Source organism: Sphingobium salicis subsp. salicis (assembly GCF_049472635.1).
GTDB classification, from domain to species: domain Bacteria; phylum Pseudomonadota; class Alphaproteobacteria; order Sphingomonadales; family Sphingomonadaceae; genus Sphingobium; species Sphingobium yanoikuyae_A.
Map to the genome: position 1 here is coordinate 3,556,934 of NZ_JAYRCS010000001.1, position 18,066 is coordinate 3,574,999.

The 18,066-nt window shown below is 65.2% G+C and carries 18 protein-coding genes; 9 read left to right on the forward strand and 9 right to left on the reverse strand.

Annotation, left to right across the window (positions count from 1 at the left end; translation table 11 throughout):
- The first annotated feature begins 86 nt into the window (after nucleotides 1-86).
- Nucleotides 87-539: a peptidylprolyl isomerase gene (locus VHN57_RS17110; protein WP_004208636.1), complete on the forward strand. Its 453-nt coding sequence runs from the start codon at nucleotides 87-89 to the stop codon at nucleotides 537-539.
- Nucleotides 540-626: 87 nt separating this feature from the next.
- Here the strand turns inward: VHN57_RS17110 and VHN57_RS17115 are convergent, their stop codons facing one another.
- Together VHN57_RS17115 and VHN57_RS17120 are read right to left on the reverse strand one after the other, a co-directional pair.
- Nucleotides 627-1,313 carry a hypothetical protein gene (locus VHN57_RS17115; RefSeq protein ID WP_278986770.1) on the reverse strand — a complete coding sequence of 229 codons (687 nt, stop codon included), beginning with the start codon at nucleotides 1,311-1,313 and terminating at the stop codon, nucleotides 627-629.
- Between the two features lie 14 nt (nucleotides 1,314-1,327).
- Complete coding sequence (locus VHN57_RS17120; RefSeq protein WP_278986769.1) at nucleotides 1,328-2,035, reverse strand: peptidase; 708 nt, start codon at nucleotides 2,033-2,035, stop codon at nucleotides 1,328-1,330.
- A gap of 314 nt (nucleotides 2,036-2,349) precedes the next feature.
- On the opposite strand from VHN57_RS17120, the gene VHN57_RS17125 reads away from it, so the two are divergent.
- Nucleotides 2,350-2,904, forward strand: a complete 555-nt coding sequence (locus VHN57_RS17125) for an outer membrane protein (RefSeq protein WP_004208639.1) — start codon at nucleotides 2,350-2,352, stop codon at nucleotides 2,902-2,904.
- A 175-nt stretch (nucleotides 2,905-3,079) separates the two neighbouring features.
- On the forward strand, nucleotides 3,080-3,994 hold the full coding sequence (locus VHN57_RS17130; RefSeq protein WP_278986768.1) for a bifunctional helix-turn-helix transcriptional regulator/GNAT family N-acetyltransferase: 915 nt from the start codon (nucleotides 3,080-3,082) through the stop codon (nucleotides 3,992-3,994).
- Nucleotides 3,995-4,175: 181 nt separating this feature from the next.
- Here VHN57_RS17130 and ppc read toward each other — a convergent pair whose 3' ends face one another.
- On the reverse strand, nucleotides 4,176-6,878 hold the full coding sequence (gene ppc, locus VHN57_RS17135) for a phosphoenolpyruvate carboxylase (protein WP_169861953.1): 2,703 nt from the start codon (nucleotides 6,876-6,878) through the stop codon (nucleotides 4,176-4,178).
- Nucleotides 6,879-6,992: 114 nt separating this feature from the next.
- Here ppc and VHN57_RS17140 point away from each other — a divergent pair, with 114 nt between their 5' ends.
- The gene (locus VHN57_RS17140; protein WP_278986766.1) at nucleotides 6,993-8,441 is read left to right on the forward strand and encodes a helicase HerA domain-containing protein; all 1,449 of its coding nucleotides are present in this window, start codon (nucleotides 6,993-6,995) and stop codon (nucleotides 8,439-8,441) included.
- Nucleotides 8,438-8,902 (forward strand): low molecular weight protein-tyrosine-phosphatase, encoded by a 465-nt coding sequence (locus tag VHN57_RS17145; RefSeq protein ID WP_278986764.1) that lies wholly within the window; start codon nucleotides 8,438-8,440, stop codon nucleotides 8,900-8,902. Before VHN57_RS17140 ends, VHN57_RS17145 begins: the two co-directional genes overlap by 4 nt.
- Nucleotides 8,903-8,914: 12 nt before the next feature.
- On the opposite strand, the gene VHN57_RS17150 is transcribed toward VHN57_RS17145, so the two are convergent.
- The 4 genes from VHN57_RS17150 to VHN57_RS17165 all read right to left on the reverse strand — a co-directional run bounded on the left by VHN57_RS17150 (nucleotide 8,915) and on the right by VHN57_RS17165 (nucleotide 11,399).
- Nucleotides 8,915-9,295 (reverse strand): OsmC family protein, encoded by a 381-nt coding sequence (locus VHN57_RS17150; protein WP_423284665.1) that lies wholly within the window; start codon nucleotides 9,293-9,295, stop codon nucleotides 8,915-8,917.
- A gap of 11 nt (nucleotides 9,296-9,306) precedes the next feature.
- Entirely contained in the window at nucleotides 9,307-10,203 is an 897-nt protein-coding gene (locus VHN57_RS17155; RefSeq protein WP_278987397.1) for a pirin family protein, read from the reverse strand.
- A 30-nt stretch (nucleotides 10,204-10,233) separates the two neighbouring features.
- Nucleotides 10,234-10,554, reverse strand: a complete 321-nt coding sequence (locus VHN57_RS17160) for a hypothetical protein (protein WP_010339590.1) — start codon at nucleotides 10,552-10,554, stop codon at nucleotides 10,234-10,236.
- A 146-nt stretch (nucleotides 10,555-10,700) separates the two neighbouring features.
- Nucleotides 10,701-11,399 (reverse strand): pirin family protein, encoded by a 699-nt coding sequence (locus VHN57_RS17165; RefSeq protein WP_004208647.1) that lies wholly within the window; start codon nucleotides 11,397-11,399, stop codon nucleotides 10,701-10,703.
- A 122-nt stretch (nucleotides 11,400-11,521) separates the two neighbouring features.
- On the opposite strand from VHN57_RS17165, the gene VHN57_RS17170 reads away from it, so the two are divergent.
- The 4 genes from VHN57_RS17170 (at nucleotide 11,522) to VHN57_RS17185 (ending at nucleotide 16,186) form a co-directional block, all read left to right on the forward strand.
- The gene (locus VHN57_RS17170) at nucleotides 11,522-12,451 is read left to right on the forward strand and encodes a LysR family transcriptional regulator (protein WP_278987396.1); all 930 of its coding nucleotides are present in this window, start codon (nucleotides 11,522-11,524) and stop codon (nucleotides 12,449-12,451) included.
- Nucleotides 12,452-12,630: 179 nt separating this feature from the next.
- A complete protein-coding gene (locus VHN57_RS17175) occupies nucleotides 12,631-14,226 on the forward strand; it encodes a TIR domain-containing protein (RefSeq protein ID WP_423284668.1) in 1,596 nt (531 codons plus the stop codon).
- Nucleotide 14,227: 1 nt separating this feature from the next.
- On the forward strand, nucleotides 14,228-14,710 hold the full coding sequence (locus VHN57_RS17180) for a nucleotide synthetase (protein WP_069336112.1): 483 nt from the start codon (nucleotides 14,228-14,230) through the stop codon (nucleotides 14,708-14,710).
- Between the two features lie 24 nt (nucleotides 14,711-14,734).
- A complete protein-coding gene (locus VHN57_RS17185; RefSeq protein ID WP_423284670.1) occupies nucleotides 14,735-16,186 on the forward strand; it encodes a TRAFs-binding domain-containing protein in 1,452 nt (483 codons plus the stop codon).
- Between the two features lie 12 nt (nucleotides 16,187-16,198).
- Here VHN57_RS17185 and VHN57_RS17190 read toward each other — a convergent pair whose 3' ends face one another.
- Nucleotides 16,199-16,852: a Crp/Fnr family transcriptional regulator gene (locus tag VHN57_RS17190; protein ID WP_423284672.1), complete on the reverse strand. Its 654-nt coding sequence runs from the start codon at nucleotides 16,850-16,852 to the stop codon at nucleotides 16,199-16,201.
- Between the two features lie 819 nt (nucleotides 16,853-17,671).
- A complete protein-coding gene (locus VHN57_RS17195; RefSeq protein WP_423284674.1) occupies nucleotides 17,672-17,959 on the reverse strand; it encodes a hypothetical protein in 288 nt (95 codons plus the stop codon).
- Nucleotides 17,960-18,066: the final 107 nt, after the last annotated feature.

Here is an 18,066-nt window from a genome sequence, read left to right on the forward strand (position 1 = left end):
ACAGGCTTTGCCAAACAGCCGCTTCCATCCCCATCCCAAGCCTCTATATGAGGCGATCAACGCCTTCCCCAATGAGAGGATCTTTCATGGCCGACGAAACCCTTACCCTTTCCCTCGACAGCGGCGGCGACGTCGTGATCAAGCTGCGCCCGGACCTGGCGCCCGGCCATGTCGAACGCATCACCACCCTTGCCAAGGACGGCTTCTATGACGGCGTGGTCTTCCACCGCGTCATCCCCGGCTTCATGGCGCAGGGCGGCGATCCGACCGGCACCGGCATGGGCGGTTCCAAGCTGCCCGACATCAAGGCCGAATTCAGCCGCGAACCGCATGTCCGCGGCGTGTGCTCGATGGCCCGCGCGATGAACCCGAACAGCGCCAACAGCCAGTTCTTCATCTGCTTCGACGACGCCACCTTCCTCGACGGCCAGTACACCGTCTGGGGCGAAGTCACCTCGGGCATGGAACATGTCGACGCGCTGCCCAAGGGCGAGCCGCCCAAGACGCCGGGCAAGATCGTCAAGGCGACCGTCGCCTAAGCGATACGCCATCAAGGCCACCGCCAGCCCTCATGGGCATGGCGGCAGGCCAAGCCCCGACACCGGTGCGGCCCCGCCGCGCCGGTGTCAGTGTTTCCGGGCCAGCCCGTCGGTCGCGGAAATCAGCTGCGCGGTCTGGGTCGCATTGTCCGCCTCGTCCGCCGGCGGCGCGACATAGGCGCCGATCGATTCGATATGCCAGCGCCGATCCGCCTCGCTCGCGCCCGGCACCGCATCGACCCGGCGCAGCACCACCTGGCGCAGCCGATACCAGGGCTTGCCGTTCGCCTTCAGCCGGCCATAGACCTGCACCGGCACCGTCACGAAGCTTGATCCGGCCGCGCCCTCGATCTCGGCCGGGCTGCCGATATTGGCATGAATCTCGCTGAAGCCGCGGAAACGCGCGGCGAAATGCGCATCATCCTGCGCGCCGATCGCGCTCTTGTCGTTCCACAGATCCTGCGCGTCGCTGAAGCGTTTTTCCTCCAGCAAGCCATAATAGCCCTGCACCACCTGGGCTGCGCCCTGCGCGCTGTCGGGGTCGATCGCCCCTTCCTCGGCCGGCGCCGGTTCGCCCGGCAGACCGCCGGGCGTGCCGGGTGCCGGCGGTGCAAGTGGCTCCATCAGCGCCTGCGCCTCGGCCCGGACATTATTCTCGACCTGGCTGGCATTGGCGCCATTGGCCAGATTGTCGATCGCGCTTTCCTCCCGCCCGTCACAGGCGGCCAGACTCACCAAACCCAGCAGCAATGCAGCGCCGGTCATCCCCCTCATGAACGTCTCCCGCATTATTGGGGCCGGGTCCGAACCGGATCGCGACCACTGCCTCTTGTCCCGGCGTCCGACCGCATGCGCGGTGCCGGACGGGCGCTGCCGCCGATGTCGCGCGACGGGCGGCTCGCCTGGGGCGGGCGCTGGCCGGGCTGCGGCACATAGCGCTGGTCGCCGCCGCTGGCGCCGGGACGCCCGCGGCCGGGCGTGTCATTGTCGCGCGGCGGACGCGGGCGGCTCCAATTGCCGTCATTGGGCCGACCATCGCCGCCATTCCAGCCGGGGCGACCGCCAGGGCGTCCGTCGCCCGGCCGATTGCCATCGGGGCGCCCATCACCCGGACGATCCCAGCCCGGACGTCCATCACCGGGTCGCCCATAACCGGGCCTGCCATCACCGGGCCGACCATTGCCCGGCCGGTCCTTGCGACGCGCTTCCCAATAACGGCGCTGGCTGTCATTCCAGCGATGCCGCGCACCGGCGCGGTCATAGACATAATAGCCGCGCCCCGGATAATAATAGTCATTGTACCAGCCGCCATAGCCGCCCGGCGCATAGCCATAAGGTCCGTAATAGCCGTCGCCATAATAGCCGCCACCGCCATAATAGCCGGTGCCGACGCTCACGCCGCCATAACCATAGCCGTCATCATAGGCGCAGCCCCCCAGGGCCATCGCGCTTGCGAGACCAAGCGCAGCCAGGAATCGTGATCCGGTCCGCGTCATTGCCTGTCTCCTCATATGCTTCATGACCCCGGTTAACGCCGCGCGGTTGAATTGGTGGTGAATGAAAAGCGGTTCAAGATCGGGCATTTATCTGCGGTTCAGAAAAGGCGACTTTCGTTCATCCCCCTGACAGAAACCGTGTCGTTTCCAACACATAATCATGGCTCGGGCAATATTTCGCATTTCGTTCAGGAAACCTTCCGCCGGCCCCGACCATTGATGCCCCATGTCCTCGCAGACGCTTGCAGCGCACGGGACATGCCGGCGGGTCCACACCCCGGCCCAATTTCAGAAACAGATAAAGGGTCACCCCCATGAAGACACTGCTTTTCACGGCAGTTGCTGCCGCCACCCTGTTGCCTGCCGCCGCGATGGCGCAGGAAGACAGCAGCTCCACCCGCCGCATCGAACCCTATGTCGGCGTGATGGCGGGCGTGCATAATTATGACAGCGAGACCAGCAAGGAGGGCATTCCCCCCGTGGGCTACAAGGGCCGCATGGTCGAAGGCGTCGCGGGCGTGAACTATAATGTTGCCGGCCCGCTCGTGCTCGGCGTCGAAGGCACCGTGTCCAAGGGCGTCAGCGGCGACATCGACTGGGAATATGGCGCCGCCGGCCGCGTCGGCGTGAAGGCCGGCAAGGACAGCATGTTCTTCGGCAAGGTCGGCTATCAGTGGACCAATTTCGACGCGCTGGGCAAGGATAGCCGTGACTATCATGGCATGACCTATGGCGCGGGCCTTGAACTGTCGCCCGCCGATCTTGGCAGCTCGGCCGAGCGCAGCAATGTCCGCCTGCGCGTCCAGGCCGACACGACCGGCAATTTCCATTCGATCCGCCCGATGGCCGGCGTCGTCGTCAAATATTGATCGCATGAACGGGTGGGCCGGTCATTGATCGGCCCGCCCGCCAGGCCTTCGTCCCTTTCCAGAAAGGGATTTGGGGTGCGGGACGGCCATGGACTGCGGCCGTCCCGCATTCGCCTGCTCCAATATAGTTGCCAATATAGTTGACTCCGTCAACATTCCATGCTGAAGCGTCGGCATGGAACAGGCCATTGCAACCATCCGCACCTTCAACCGCTTCTTCACCCGCCATGTGGGGGCAATCGACGCGCGCTTCCTCGACAGCGACGCCAACCTGCCCGAGGCGCGGCTGCTGTTCGAAATCGCCCGGCTGGAACCGGTGCTGGCCAGCACGCTCCAGGCCGAACTGGACCTGGATCGCGGCTATTTGAGCCGCATGATCGCCCGCTTCGAGAAGAAGGACTGGATCGTCCGCGACCAGGAAGCGGCCGATGCCCGCGCCCGTCCGATCCGCCTCACCACCGCCGGCCGCGCCGCCTTCGACCAGATCGACAGCCGCCAGCGCGCCGTCGTCGCCCAGGATCTGGACCGGCTCGACAGCGTCGAGCAGCAGGATCTGCTCCAGGCGCTCACCCGCGCCCGGCTGTTGCTCGATCCCGCCAGCGGCGGCCCCTTCACCATCCGCCCCTTCCGCACCGGCGAGGTCAGCCAGGTCGTCACCCGCCAGTCGATCCTCTACGCCGCCAGCCATGGCTGGGGCCGGCCGCTCGAAACGCTGGAGGCCGAAACCGTCGCCGCCTTCCTGCGCGACTTCAAGCCGGACCGTGAACAATGCTGGATCGCGGAGATTGACGGCGTGATGGCCGGCGCGGTGTTCCTGACCGACGAGGGCGATGGCCTCGCCCGGCTGCGCCTGCTCCATGTCGAGCCCTTTGCCCGGCGGCGCGGCATCGGCGACGCGCTGGTCGCCACCTGCCTGCAATTCGCCCGCGACAAACGCTATCGCGCCGTCACGCTCTGGACGCACAAGATATTGGAACCCGCCCGCCGCATCTATGCCCGGCATGGCTTCGCCTGCGTGTCGAGCGACGTCCACACCGTCTTCGGCGACCCGATCGAGGGCGAGACCTGGCGCATCGCCCTCCTCCCCTGACCGCGCCTGTCCTACCCAGCGGAGCGATGCTATAAGGGGGGATGGACCGGCTGGCCGCTCGCAACATGATTTCCCACAATTGATCGATACGATCAAAATGTGCGGGAAATGTGCGAAGTTAAGCGCGGCAAATCCTACAGAGCGGGTCGGCCATCCCCAACCCGTTCCGTAGCATTCCAGTTCAACCGCTGTTGCGCAGCGCGGTCGCGATCGCGTTGATCGACAGTTCGATGCCTTCCTTGATCCGGGCATCATCCTCGCCGGCGCGATAGCGCTTGAGCAGTTCGACCTGCAGCAGATTGAGCGGCTCGATATAGGGAAGCCGCAGCCGGATCGACGTCTCGGTCGTCGGGCTCCGTTCCAGCAGGCGCGACTGGCCGGTGGCCGCCAGCAGCCCGTCATGGGTCAGCGACCAGCCTTCGCGGATACGCCCGAACAGCGTTTCCGCCTTGGCCTGGTCCTCGACCAGCGGCAAATATCGCGCCGCAATGCCCAGGTCCGACTTCGCCAGCACCATCTCCAGATTGGCCAGCGCCGACTGCAGGAAGGACCAATGCTGCGCCATGTCCGCCAGCAGCGCCTTGTCCTCGAACGCGGCGATCGCATGGCCGAAACCATACCAGCCCGGCAGCATGACGCGGGCCTGTGCCCAGCTGAACACCCAGGGAATGGCGCGCAGATCCTCGATCGCGGTGCTCTTGGTCCGGCTCGCCGGACGCGACCCGATCTTGAGGCCGGAGATTTCCTGGATCGGGGTCAGTTGGCGGAAGAATTCCTTGAACCCCTCGGTGCCGTAGACCAGGTCGCGATAGGCGGTGAAGGCGTTCTTCGACAGTTCATCCATCGCCGCGGCAAAGCGGGCGGCATCCTTCGCCGACACGCCTTCGGGTTCCAGGCTGGCAAGCAGGGTCGCGCTGGTCATCGCCTCCAAATTGGTCATCGCCACGTCGCGCGTGCCGAACTTGGCCGCGATCACCTCGCCCTGTTCGGTGATGCGGATGCGCCCCTGCACGCTGCCGCGCGGCTGCGCCTGGATCGCCTTGAACGCCGAACCACCGCCACGCCCGACCGCGCCGCCGCGACCATGGAACAGCTGCATCGCCGCCCCGGCCTCGGCAAAGACCGGCTCCAGCGCCTGGCTCGCCTTGTAGAGGCTCCAGGTCGAGGTGATGTAGCCGCCATCCTTGTTGCTGTCGGAATAGCCGATCATCACTTCCTGATGGCCGCGCGCCTGCACCACCCCGGCAATTTCGGGCAGGCCGAAATAGGCGGTCATGATCTTGGGCGCGGCCTCAAGGTCGCCGATCGTCTCGAACAGCGGGATCGACATGATCGCCGCCTTGGCCGGGTCGCCATTTTCCGGCGCGCGCCACAGCCCCGCTTCCTTCAGCAGGATATTGACCTCCAGCATGTCGGACACGCTTTCGGCCTTGGAAATGATATAATGGGTGATGCACTGCGGCCCATAGGTGCGGTGCGCCTCAGCGGCGGCATGGACGATCGCCAGCTCCGACGCCGTTTCCTCGGAATATTCCGAAAAGCGCGTGCCGAGCGGCCGGTTGGTCGCCAACTCCCTGCGCAACAGGGCGATGCGGGCAAATTCGTCCAGCCCAGCATAATCCGCCTCGACCCCGGCGACCTTCAGCAGTTCGGCGACCACGCGCTGATGCACGTCGCTATTCTGCCGCATGTCGAGCGTGGCGAGATGGAAGCCGAAGGTTTCGACCGCGCGGATCAGCCGGCCGAGCGCGCCGCCGGTCGACAGCGCGCCATCGCCCTCGCTCGCCAGCCCCTGCGCCACGGTGACAAGGTCGCGGCGGAAATCGCCCGGCGCAGCGTAAGGCTCGCCCTTCAGTGCCGACGGGCGCGGCGGCGCCTTGCCGACCAGATGGACATAGGTGGTCGCCAGCCGCGCATAAATGCCGGAAATGGCCCGGCGATAGGGTTCGTCCTGCCGGCTGGGCGACGCGTCGCCGCTCGCCTCCGCCAGCGCCAGCACCGCTTCGGGCACATGGGCGAGTTCGGTCGAGACCGACAATTCCGCGCCCAGCGCATGAATCGATTCCATATAATAGGCCAGCGCCGCCTCGCAGCCGCGGCCCAGCGCCGATCGCAGCTGCGGCGCCTGGACGAACGGATTGCCGTCGCGATCGCCGCCAATCCAGTTGCCGACCCGCAGGAAGCTGTGCGGCCGTGCGCCCAGCACCCGTTCCCACCGGCCATAGAGCGCCGGCAGCGTCGGCAGGAAGATGTCGCGGAAATAGGTCAGGACATTGTCGATCTCGTCCTGCACGAACAATTTTTCGCGGCGCAGCGGGCGCGTCTGCCACAACAGCGCGATCTGGCGGAAGATCGCCTCGTCCAGATTCTCGCCATCATCCGTCTCGGTCCGTCCGGCATCCTTGAGCTGCATCAGGTCGGCGATGCGATTCTTGTGATCGATCATGCTCTTGCGCCGCACCTCGGTCGGGTGCGCGGTCAGCACCGGCACGATCAGGCTGTGCGACAGCAATTCCAGCACCGCATCCTTGCCGATGCCATGCGATTCGAGCTTGGCCACCGCCGATGCGACATCGGCGCCGGGTTCCGCCGCCACCCCCTGTCGATCCTCGGCCAGATTGGCGAGCATCGAGAACAGCATGAAGCCGCGGGTGAAGTTGAGCGTGTCGTCGAGATTGAGGGCATCGAGGCCCGTGTCGGTCAGGTCGGCGCCCTGTAGCCCGCGCGCGCGGTCGACCGAGGCGGAGCGGATATATTCGGTCTGCTTGTAGAGTTTCTCCCCGCCATAGGCCCGAATGACATCGCCCAGCAGGCGTCCCAGATAACGGATGTCGGGATTCTGCGTGATCGCAGGCGCGGATTGGGCGGGGTTTATGCTCTCCATGATGGATCGATGCTGCATCGCAACAATGCGATGGTCAAGATATTACGCGGCCAACGCTGGCAAACTGCCCAATACGGGTTGCGCGCAGGCCACAGGCTGGGCCAAAGGACGTTCGTGACCGCCAGCATCAGCATAGGAAATGACGGCACGGGCAATCCCGTGCTGGTCGATGTCGAGGAACTGCTTGCCACCCGTCTGCTCGTCCAGGGCAATTCCGGGTCCGGCAAGTCGCATCTTCTGCGCCGCCTGCTGGAGGAAAGCGCGCCGATGGTGCAGCAGGTGGTGATCGACCCGGAAGGCGATTTCGTCACCTTGGCCGACGAATATGGCCATGTCGTGATCGACGCCGGCGACTATAATGAGCGCGAGATCGTCAAGATGGCGGCCCGCATCCGCGAACATCGCGCGTCGGTGGTGCTGAGCCTCGAGTCGCTGGAGCTGGAAGCGCAGATGCGCTGCGCCGCGACATTCCTGTCGACCCTGTTCGATGCGCCGCGCGACCATTGGTATCCCGCGTTGGTGGTGGTGGACGAGGCGCAGATGTTCGCCCCGGTCGCCGCCGGCGACGTGTCGGACGAGGCCCGGCGCCTGTCGCTCGCGGCCATGACCAACCTGATGTGTCGTGGCCGCAAGCGCGGCCTGGCCGGCGTCATCGCTACCCAGCGCCTGGCCAAGCTCGCCAAGAATGTCGCGGCCGAAGCCTCCAACTTCCTGATGGGCCGCACCTTCCTCGATATCGACATGGCCCGCGCCGCCGACCTGCTGGGCATGGAACGGCGCCAGGCAGAGCAGATCCGCGATCTGGAGCGTGGTCGTTTCCTGGGGCTTGGTCCGGCGATCGCCCGCCGCCCGGTCGCGGTGAAGATCGGGTCGGTCAAGACCGGCACGCGCGGCGGCACGCACAAGCTGATGCCGCCGCCGATCACCACCGGCGAGGATTTTCAGGAATTGCTGTTCGCGCGGGTCGAGGAAGAATCGATGCCGCCGCCCCCGCCCCGCGCCGAACCGCAGGCACGCCCGGCCGAGGAGATCATGCGCCAGCTTGCCGATGTGCCGTCGGCCAAGCCGGCCGCGCCGGAACTGGATTTCGGCGAGAATGAGCCGATCGTGATCGCCGTGCTGGACGAGATCGTCGCCGATCTGGGCGAAGCCGTCCCCAGCGTCGCCGCCCTGTTCCAGGATTTCGGCGTCCGCTGCCGGATGAAGGGGCTGCGCAAGCCGCCGCTCGACCTGCCCGCCTTCCGCAAGCGCTTCGCCATGGCGCTCGCCGGCATGAGCGATTCGGCCGACCCGCGCTGGGAAGAACCGATCCGCGCCGCCGATCCGGTGCCCGAGGACATGCTGGCGCCCTTCCTGCTGATCGCCCGCGCGGCGATGGAGGGCGAGCCCTGCCCGGAGGATACGGTGCTGGCCCGCGCCTATGGCACCAGCTCGCCCGGCCGTGTGCGCCGGCTGATCGAATATATGGAGAAGCTGGGCGTGATCGTGGCGCGGACCGATTTTGGCGGCCGTCGCTCGATCGGCATTCCCGCGCTTGGCCTCAGCACGGCCGCCGCCGAATGACGCAGGCGTCGGTCCTGTTCGTCTGCCTCGGCAATATCTGCCGTTCCCCGCTTGCCGAAGCCGCGCTGCGGGCGGAGGCCGAACAGGCCGGGCTGGACATAGTGGTGGATTCGGCCGGCACCGGCGACTGGCATGTCGGCGATGCGCCCGATCCACGCGCGCAGGCGGTGGCGCGGCGCCATGGCATCGACATCAGTGGCTATCGCGGGCGGCAGGCGAAGCCAGCGGATTTCCACCGCTTCACCCATATCTTTGCGCTCGACAGCGACAATCTCGCCAATCTGCGCCGCATCCGCCCCGCCGACGGCACCGCCAGCCTGTCGCTGCTGATGGACCTGGTGCCGGGGCGCGAGGGCAGCGGGGTCACCGACCCCTATTATGGCAATGATGCCGGCTTCGACATCAGCTGGGACGATGTCACCCGCGCCGCCAGGGTGATCGTGGCCAGGCTTCAGGCCTGACCACCAACGCGGTCAGGCCAGCGTCGTCGCGATCGGCAGCCCCTGTTTCAAGGTCAATGTGACCGGGGTCCGCTCGGCGACATCGGCCAGGCGCGCCCGCTGCTCCGCGTCCAGCCCGACGATCGTCAGCGTCCGGTCGATCCGCTTCTCCTCCTTGCCCGACAGGCGCAGCGCCACGTCGAGCGATTCCAACGGCCAGTCCTTCTTTTCCGCATACATGCGCAGCGTGATCGCGGTGCAGGCACCCAGCGCCGCCAGCAGCAGATCATAGGGCGCCGGGCCGAGATTGGCGCCGCCCAGCGCCTCCGGCTCGTCGGCGGTGATGGCATGACCGCCGACGACGATCTCCGTGTGATACCGGTCCTTGCCGATATGGGCGCTACCCTGGGCCATGATGCTGCTCCTTATGCCGGGAGGGGGATGAATTCATGCTCGTCCGGCACCGGGGCGAAGCGCTGGGCCTGCCAGTCGGCCTTGGCCTGCTCGATCCGATCGGGCGAGGAAGAGACGAAATTCCAGAAGATGTGGCGCTTTTCGGGCAGCGGTTCGCCACCCATCAGCATCAGCCGGGTCGCACCTTTGGCCCGCAGGATGATCTCCGCGCCGGGCTTGAACACGATCAACTCGCCGGTCGTAAAGCCGCCGGTCTGGCCGATCACCTCGACTTCGCCCTGCACCACATAGATGGCGCGTTCGACATGTTCGGCCTTGAGCTGATAGCGGGCGCCGTCCTGCAGCACGATATCGGCATAGACCATGTCGGAGAAGGTCTTCACCGGCGACACCAGACCGTCAGAACTGCCGGCGATCAGGGTCAGGCGGGTGCCCGCATCCTCGATCGTCGGGATTTCGTCGGCCTTGTGATGGGCGAAACCCGGATCGACTTCCTCCGCCTGCGTCGGCAGCGCAACCCAGGTCTGCAGACCGAACAGCTTGCCGCCCTTGGCGCGATTCTCGTCACTGGTCCGCTCGCTATGGACGATACCGCTGCCGGCGGTCATCCAGTTGACCTCGCCGGGGCGGATCGACTGGACCGATCCGACGCTGTCGCGGTGCAGGATTTCGCCCTCCAGCAGATAGGTGACGGTGGCGAGGCCGATATGCGGGTGCGGGCGCACGTCCAGCCCCTCGCCGCTGTTGAAGGTCGCCTCGCCCATCTGGTCGAAGAAGATGAAGGGGCCGACCATGCGGCGATGCGCGGACGGCAGCGCGCGCCGGACCGAGAAGCCATCGCCCAGATCGCGGACCGGGGGCAGGATGACCAGATCGACGCCGTCGACCTCTGAAGTGCGGATGGACATGGGACTTATCCTCTTTTCGGAAAATGGGGTTCAGGCGCCGAGCAGCGCCAGCGCCTCGATCTGGGCGCGGCTATAACCCTGCGCGGCGAGTGTGGGGACATGGCGTTCGGCAATCGCGCGGGTGCGGCCGGATTCGCAGAGAAATTCGCGCACATCGTGCAGATGCGGGGCCAGCGTGACCGGCTGGGCCTTTTTCGGTCCCAGGATCGCGTCGAGCGCATGGCCAATCCGCGAGCGGACCGGGCCGGCCGCCGCCGGTTCGCCACAGCCGCAATCGGCAACGGCGCTCAAGGTGGCCTTCACGTCCTGCCATTCGGCGGAGCTGAGGCGCGGGGTGGCGATGTTCAGCATGAGAAGGCTCCCTGTTCGTCTGGACCGTTTCCTTGCCTTCCTTCTAGCGCGATAGTGCTTTCAGGATCAGCCGGATAAAATCGGTCACTCTGTTCTATATTCTGGAAAAGAAGGGGCGCATCACCCGCGCCCCTCCCCTCTAATCGTCAGGCCGCGTCGACCAGCACGATCTCGCTATCCTCGATCGCCGTCACGCGGATGACATCCAGATCCTGGATCGCCACGCCGTCACGGGCATTGGCCCGCACATCGTCGATCTGGATCGCGCCGGTGGCCGGGACCAGATAGGCCTTGCGATCCTTGCCGATCGGATATTCGGCGCTCTCGCCCGCCTTGAGCGTCGCGGCGACAACCCGCGCATCGGTGCGGATCGGCAGCGCGTCATTATCATTCCCGTAACCCGACGCCAGCGTCACGAACTGGCCGCTGCGCTCGCCCTTGGGGAAGGGCCGCGAGCCCCAGCTGGGCGCTTCGCCGTCGCGGGTCGGGATGATCCAGATCTGGAAGATCTGCGTCGTCACATCCTCGCGATTATATTCCGAATGGGTGATGCCGGTGCCGGCCGACATGACCTGCACATCGCCAGCCTCGGTCCGACCCTTGTTGCCCAGATTGTCCTGATGGGTGATCGCACCTTCGCGGACATAGGTGATGATTTCCATGTCGCGGTGCGGGTGCGGCGGGAAACCGGTGCCCGGCGCGATCGTGTCGTCATTCCAGACGCGCAGATTGCCCCAATGGACGCGGGCGGGATCATGATAGCCGGCGAACGAAAAATGATGCTTGGCATCCAGCCAGCCATGATTGGCACCACCCAGGCTGTCGAAAGGACGAAGTTCGATCATCTTGTGTCTCCTGCGGGCGGCACATCCATGATGGGGCCGCCCTGTCGAAGACCCAATTAGCGCTTGAACGCATTTCCGTTCAGATGGATAAAATCCATCGAAACGTTCCAGGAAATCGAACAGTGAACAATCCCGGCACCCCGACCTTCGACCAGCTGCGCATCTTCCTCACCATCGTCGACACGGGCAGCTTCGCCGCTGCCGGGCGCAAGCTCAATCGTGCCGTGTCGGTCATCAGCTATGGCATCGCCAATCTGGAGGCGCAGCTGGGCGTGCTGCTGTTCGAGCGTGAAGGCACGCGCAAGCCGCAGCTCACCGTCGCCGGCCGCGCCCTGCTGGCGGAGGCCCGCAGCATCGCCCATGGCATGGACGGGCTGCGCGCCAAGGTGAAGGGCCTGCTCGACGGGCTGGAGGCGGAGGTCAATCTGGCCGTCGACGTAATGCTGCCGGCCGAACGGCTGGGCAAGGTGCTCCGCGCCTTCGCCAAGGAATTTCCCACGGTGCAGCTCCGCCTTCATGCCGAGGCGCTGGGCGCGATCGTGGCGATGGTGCTGGATCGGGGCGCGGTGATCGGCATTTCCGGGCCGCTGTCGGCCGGGGTCGAGGGGATTGAGAGCATGTCCGCCGGACTGGTGCCGATGGTCCCGGTCGCCGCGCCCGATCATCCGCTCGGCCGGATGGAGGTGATCGCACCGGGCGCCGGTCGCGACTATACCCAGCTGGTGCTGACCGACCGGTCGCGCTTTACCGAAGGCCGCGATTTCTCGGTCGCCAGCCCCAAGACCTGGCGCCTTGCCGATCTGGGCGCGAAGCATGCGCTGCTGCGCGAAGGCATTGGCTGGGGCAATATGCCGCTGCCGATGATCGAGGCGGATCTGGTCGCGGGCACATTGGTGCGGCTCGCCATGCCCGATCATCCCGGCGGCACCTATCGCTTCTCGGGCATCTGGCGCCGCGACACCCCGCCCGGCCCGGCCGCCTCCTGGCTGATCGAACAATTCGTTGCGCTGGGCGCCGACGATCGCGAGGCGGCCGGGATGAGCGACGTCTAGGCGTCCGCCAAAGACCGCGTCATCCCGACGATACGACGCTTCCCCTTGATGAATCATGTTTTTCTGGCAAACCCCAAGGAGATTGCGGCGGGGTCCGACAAGATGGCGACCATGTATCGCCGACCGGGCTCACGTCGACAATGACAGGTGGGGGACAATGGAGTGAGTGCGGGTCGCGCATGAACAAGGTCAAGGAGGCGCCTGCCACGGTCGGCGCGCGCCAATATCGTGCTTTTCTGAGCTACAGCCATGCCGACGAGCGCGCGGCGGGAAAACTACATCATTGGCTGGAAACCTATCGGATGCCCAGGCGCCTGGTCGGCATACAGGCCGGCCGGGCGGCGGTCCCGCGCCGGCTGACCCCGATCTTTCGCGATCGCGCCGAATTGCCGGCCGCTTCCAGCCTCGACGAACAGGTGCGCCTGGCCCTGTCCCAGTCGGACGCCCTGCTGGTGCTCTGCTCGCCAGCGGCGAAGGCCTCGCGCTGGGTCAATGCGGAAATCGCGCTGTTCCGCGAACTTCATCCCGACCGGCCGATCATCGCCGCGCTGGTCGCGGGTGAGCCGGCCGACAGCTTTCCCGCCGCGCTGATCGCGCGCGATGCCGATGGCATAGAGCGTGAACCGATCGCCGCCGATTTCCGCGCCGACAGCGACGGCCCCAAACTGGCCCGGTTGAAGATTGTCGCCGGCCTGACCGGCGTGCCGCTCGACCAGATCATCCAGCGCGACGCCCAGCGTCAGTTGCGCCGTGTGATAGCCGTCACATTTGTTGCGCTTTTTCTTGTCCTATTGATGGCGGCGATGCTGGTCTTTGTCGCGCGGGCAAGGAGCGAGGCAGAAAGCCAGCGCCAGCAGGCAGAGGGACTGATCGAATTCATGCTGACCGATCTGCGGGAAAAGCTGGAGGGCGTTGGCCGGCTCGACGTGCTGCAGACGGTGAACAAGCGTGCGCTCGCTTATTATGCCGACCAGCCCGACCTGGAGACATTGCCGAGCGATTCGCTCGAACGGCGCGCCCGTATCCTGCAGGCCATGGGCGAGGATGATTTCAAGCGCGGCGACACGCCAGAGGCCATCGCCCAATTCCGCGAGGCCTATCGCGTCACTTCAACCCTGCTGGCCGCCGCACCGAACGATCCGCAACGCCTGTTCGCCCATGCCCAGAGCGAATTCTGGCTCGGCTATGTCGATTTCCTGCGCGACCGGAACGACGCCGCCCTGACACGCTTCCAATCCTATCAGGCGCTGGCCGAAAGGCTGGTGCAGTTGCGTCCGGCGAACAGCGCCTATTGGCGAGAACTGGGCTATGCGCAGGGCAATATCTGCACCATCGCCCTCGCCAGGAAGAATCCCGACAGAACATTGCAAAGCTGCAAGGGCGCGCTCGACACCATGAAGCGGGTCCAGCGCCTGGCGCCCGGCGATCCGGCGATCGCCGCGGACCTCGCCAATCGCCATGCCTGGATGGCGGACGCGCTGCGCCTGCAGGGGGATGACCGGGCGGCACTGGCGCAGCGCGAAAAGCAGGATACGATCCTGCGGTCGCTGCTCCGGCGCGATCCAAAAAATGCCGGCTATCTGCAGGACTGGATGCTGGCGCGCTATTCCATGTCGAACCTGCTCTATGATCTGGGTGAAACCGATCGCGCCAAGGCGCTGCGCGCCGAAGCCCGCGCCGACGTCGCCGACCTGGTGGCGCGCGATCCGGCCAACAAGGACTGGCAGGTCTGGCAGGGCAAGCTGGCCAAACCATTGACGAAGGGGAGCAAATAAGATGTCGACGCTGAATTATACCCAATATGGCCTGGCGCCATTGATCGAGGTCGAACTGGAAGATGGCGTCGCGCCGCTGCAGTTTAACGTCGCTCTGAAGGGCGAGGAGGGCTGGGTTTCGCTGCGCTATGAACAGCCCGGCGTGACCGACCACGACTATATCGCGATCACCGAAAATTCGATCGTGGAAATCAACCTGATCGGCGATCAGCTGTTCTTCTCGAAAAATTACGACGCCATCACGACCGAGGAGCCGCTGTCTTCCTTTTACGGCGGCTTGATCTATGATGATTATCGCGCCGAACAGGACCGCTACAAGACCGTCCGGTTCCAGGCACGCTACAACCAGGGCGGCAAATATGGCACGCGGCACGGCTTCAACATCAATATCGACCTGCTGCAAAATCCCAGTGCCACAGAACCCAAATGGATCCCGCTGTCGATCGACCCCGACATCAAGAATCCGCCGCCCAAGGAAGACTGAGCGCAGCGACGGGGTGGTGGCGACATGATCCTTCCGATCCTTGCGCAGATCCGCAGGGTTGCACGCAGCGGCGACACCGTTCGCGCCTGGACGATGTTCGGCGCGGCGGGCCTGCTGCCGTCACGCGACAGCGATGCGCTGACCCTCAAGGGCCGACTGCTCAAGGATCGGGCGCTGCGCAGCGAGGGCGCCGAACGCGCCGCGCTGCTGGACGAGGCGCGGCAGGCCTATCTCCAGGCGGCCAGCGACTGCCGCGCCACCTATCCACTGATCAATGCCGCCACCCTCGCCTTCCTGAACGATCGCCCCGCCGACGCGGCCGACCTCGCCCGCCAGGTGCTGGCGCTGCTCGACAGCGGCGATCATGTGCAGGAGACGCGCTACTGGCTGGCGGCGACATCGGCCGAAGCCCATCTGCTGCTGGGTGACGAGGCCGCAGCCCAGGCCGCCCTGGCACAGGCCATGGCGGCCGCGCCGGATGCCTGGGAAGATCATGCCGCGACGCTGCGGCAATTCCACGAGATATTGACCAGGCAGGGGCGCTCGACCGCGATCCTCGATCCGCTGCGCCCGCCACCCAGCCTCTATTTCAGCGGCATCATCGGCCTGCCGGACAATGAGGAGGAAGCGCGCGGCAAGATCGAGGAGGCGCTCGACCAGATTGCGCCGGGTGCCGCCTTCGGGGCGCTCGCCGCGGGGGCCGATATCCTGATCGCCGAATGCGCCCTTTTCCGGGGCATCCAGTTGCATATCGTCCTGCCGACAAGTCTCGACGTCTTTCGGCAAAGTTCGGTCGGCCGGTTCGGTGACCATTGGCTCGCCCGCTTCGATCGCCTGATCGACATGGCCGACAGCCTGGACGCTCCCGACGCCATCACCAGCCTGTCCAACGCGGCGATCGACAAGGGGTGCGAGATCGCCATGGGACTGGCGCTGCGCCGTGCCGACGCCTTTGCGACACAGGCCATCGCGCTGCATATTGGGCGCGCCTCGGATCAGCCTGCCCCCGCCTATCGGCTGTGGCAGTCACGCACATTGCCCGTGCGCAAGATCATCCTCGAACAATCAATGCCTCCCTCTGGCGATGCGCTGCCCATGGCCGCCAACAAGGCTGTGCTGGCATCGACGACGCGCCTCGCGCCAACCATGCGCGAAAGCGCCAATGGCCTGCATTTCCAGGCATTCGACGATATGGCCACCGCCATGCTCCAGGCCAGCCTGATCCTGAGGGACTGGCCGGACCATGGGCTGGCGCTGGAATATCAAACGGTCATGCCGAATGATCCGATCGATGGCGAGGAATGCCTGGCGTTGCTCCTGGCGCCAGCCGCACCGGCCGGCAGCATCTGCATGCCCTGGCCACAGGCCGCCGCCATGTCACTGCAAGGCCCCGGCTATCGGTTCGAGATTGCCGGCGAAGTGATGACTCGCCAGGGCGATTGCCCGGTCGGCCATTATTATCCGCCGTCCAGCTGACGGCGCGCGCCTTCAGACGACCATGTCCGCCAGCATGCGCGGCGCATGGATCTGCATCTGACCATCTTCCCGACTGACGATGCCGCGCCGGATCAGCACGGCGATCGCGCGCGACGCGGTCTCGCGGGTCGTGTTCGCGCTCAGCGCCAGGGTGGTGACCTGCGGCGCGGGCACGATATGGTCGCGACCATCGGCCAGCGCGAGCAATTCGCTATAGACCCGCCCGGCCGCGCTATAGGTGGACCGGGTCGCCATTCGATCCAGCGCCCGGTCGAGCTGGCGCGCCAGCAGCCAGGCCATGCCCGCGCCGATCTGCGCATCGCCCGCCACCAGCGCGGCCAGCGATTGTGCCTCCGCGCGCAACAGGCGGCTTTCGACCAGCACCTCTATCTCCGCCCGGTGCGTCGTGGGCGCTGGATAGGCGCCGAAAAATTCCCCCGGCCCATGACGCGCCAATTGCTGGCGCTGGCCATCGATTCCAAAGGTCTGCACCGCCACGCAGCCGTCGACGATCAGCCAGCAATGGTGCGACGCCTCCCCTTGCCGGGCCAATATCTGCTTGGCGCCGACCTGCTGCGGAACCAGCACGCGGCGCAACGGCTCTGCCGCCTTCCGATCACATCGGAAAACCGCTGCCAGCACCTCGACCTGTTCCTCGACCTGCAATCCTTCACTCCTCGGTGACGATCGATCGTTCCGTTACCGGCATAGCCTATGCGCTCCGGATGAACAGGAGGGCAGCATGATTCTCGGAAAATATGTGATCTGCATCACGGCCATGCCGAGGAGATTTCCCTAGGGAATCAGCGCGACCCGAAGGAGGCCCCGGTGGGGCAACCTTTTCTTGGCCCGGAGCTTCATATGGCTTCGGGCCTTTTTTTTTCGCAATCTCCATACGGTTCGGTCATAAACCACAAGAGGGCGCGCCGCGCGTGGAACCCAGATGCCGGTGCGCGAACCGATCGACAATATCTGCTGCTGGATGGTGCCTGACATGGACAGGTTCGCTATCAAAGCGATGCACCACCTTGTCATGAAGGTGGTGACCCCTACGGGAGGGGGCGGCGTTTAAGATAATATCTATTAAACAGTAGGTTATGAGATTGGTCAATAGGCAATTTCGATGCCTCATGGACCAGTTAAATGGACCACAAGATTTCCGACATGCCTACGCGCAGCACACCGGCCGACGGTCTGTTTGTCGGCCATCATTGGGACTTTCGCGACTGTCGCCTTCGGAGAAGCCCACCCAGGAAAGCGGTCATTCACGGACCTGTAGAATCCTTCTGACGGAAGGCAGCAACGCGCCCGACCTAAGACCTTCCGTAGCAAACTTGCCTGATCCGAAAGCGGCCGTAGATTGTGCCAGCTAATGATGCGGCTATCCGCTGCCGATTCATGAAACCGCGCCGCATATTGCCCCGCGCAAGCTTGAATGCCTGCGGTGGGGAGTCATCGGTCGGACCGATGATCAGATCGCTCTTATCATGCGGGCCAAGGTGTCGACGATCCGCTCACATGGCCGACTTGCGCGCCGCTTTCGGCGTGTGTTCTCGAACAGAACTCGCCCGTGCTGCACAGCGCGCCGGACTCATCGGAAGTCGCTGTCACGTGCGTCGAGAGCGCAAATGCCTTTGCGATCGAGGAAGACAAGGCGGAGGCGATCGCGAGCTGCGTCTCGTGCGGGCGCGCGATCCCGATTAGGGTCGGTCCGGCGATTAGCGAGATTTCAGACGCCATGGCGTCGGCGGGATTTTCGGTGACGAAGCTCATTGTCGAGGCCGCCGGCCGGCGCCGCGACTGCCAGCAATTGTTCCGAAATGGACCTGTCACTTGATCGTTAACAGGGCGTAACTACATAGCATCGATCAGCCTAAATT

Coding starts and splice junctions, on each gene's coding strand:
- VHN57_RS17110 (WP_004208636.1), top strand. CDS start 87: ATGGCCGACGAAACCCTTACCCTTTCCCTCGACAGCGGCGGCGACGTC.
- VHN57_RS17115 (WP_278986770.1), bottom strand. CDS start 1,313: ATGAGGGGGATGACCGGCGCTGCATTGCTGCTGGGTTTGGTGAGTCTG.
- VHN57_RS17120 (WP_278986769.1), bottom strand. CDS start 2,035: ATGACGCGGACCGGATCACGATTCCTGGCTGCGCTTGGTCTCGCAAGC.
- VHN57_RS17125 (WP_004208639.1), top strand. CDS start 2,350: ATGAAGACACTGCTTTTCACGGCAGTTGCTGCCGCCACCCTGTTGCCT.
- VHN57_RS17130 (WP_278986768.1), top strand. CDS start 3,080: ATGGAACAGGCCATTGCAACCATCCGCACCTTCAACCGCTTCTTCACC.
- ppc (WP_169861953.1), bottom strand. CDS start 6,878: ATGGAGAGCATAAACCCCGCCCAATCCGCGCCTGCGATCACGCAGAAT.
- VHN57_RS17145 (WP_278986764.1), top strand. CDS start 8,438: ATGACGCAGGCGTCGGTCCTGTTCGTCTGCCTCGGCAATATCTGCCGT.
- VHN57_RS17150 (WP_423284665.1), bottom strand. CDS start 9,295: ATGGCCCAGGGTAGCGCCCATATCGGCAAGGACCGGTATCACACGGAG.
- VHN57_RS17155 (WP_278987397.1), bottom strand. CDS start 10,203: ATGTCCATCCGCACTTCAGAGGTCGACGGCGTCGATCTGGTCATCCTG.
- VHN57_RS17160 (WP_010339590.1), bottom strand. CDS start 10,554: ATGCTGAACATCGCCACCCCGCGCCTCAGCTCCGCCGAATGGCAGGAC.
- VHN57_RS17165 (WP_004208647.1), bottom strand. CDS start 11,399: ATGATCGAACTTCGTCCTTTCGACAGCCTGGGTGGTGCCAATCATGGC.
- VHN57_RS17175 (WP_423284668.1), top strand. CDS start 12,631: ATGAACAAGGTCAAGGAGGCGCCTGCCACGGTCGGCGCGCGCCAATAT.
- VHN57_RS17180 (WP_069336112.1), top strand. CDS start 14,228: ATGTCGACGCTGAATTATACCCAATATGGCCTGGCGCCATTGATCGAG.
- VHN57_RS17185 (WP_423284670.1), top strand. CDS start 14,735: ATGATCCTTCCGATCCTTGCGCAGATCCGCAGGGTTGCACGCAGCGGC.
- VHN57_RS17195 (WP_423284674.1), bottom strand. CDS start 17,959: ATGAGCTTCGTCACCGAAAATCCCGCCGACGCCATGGCGTCTGAAATC.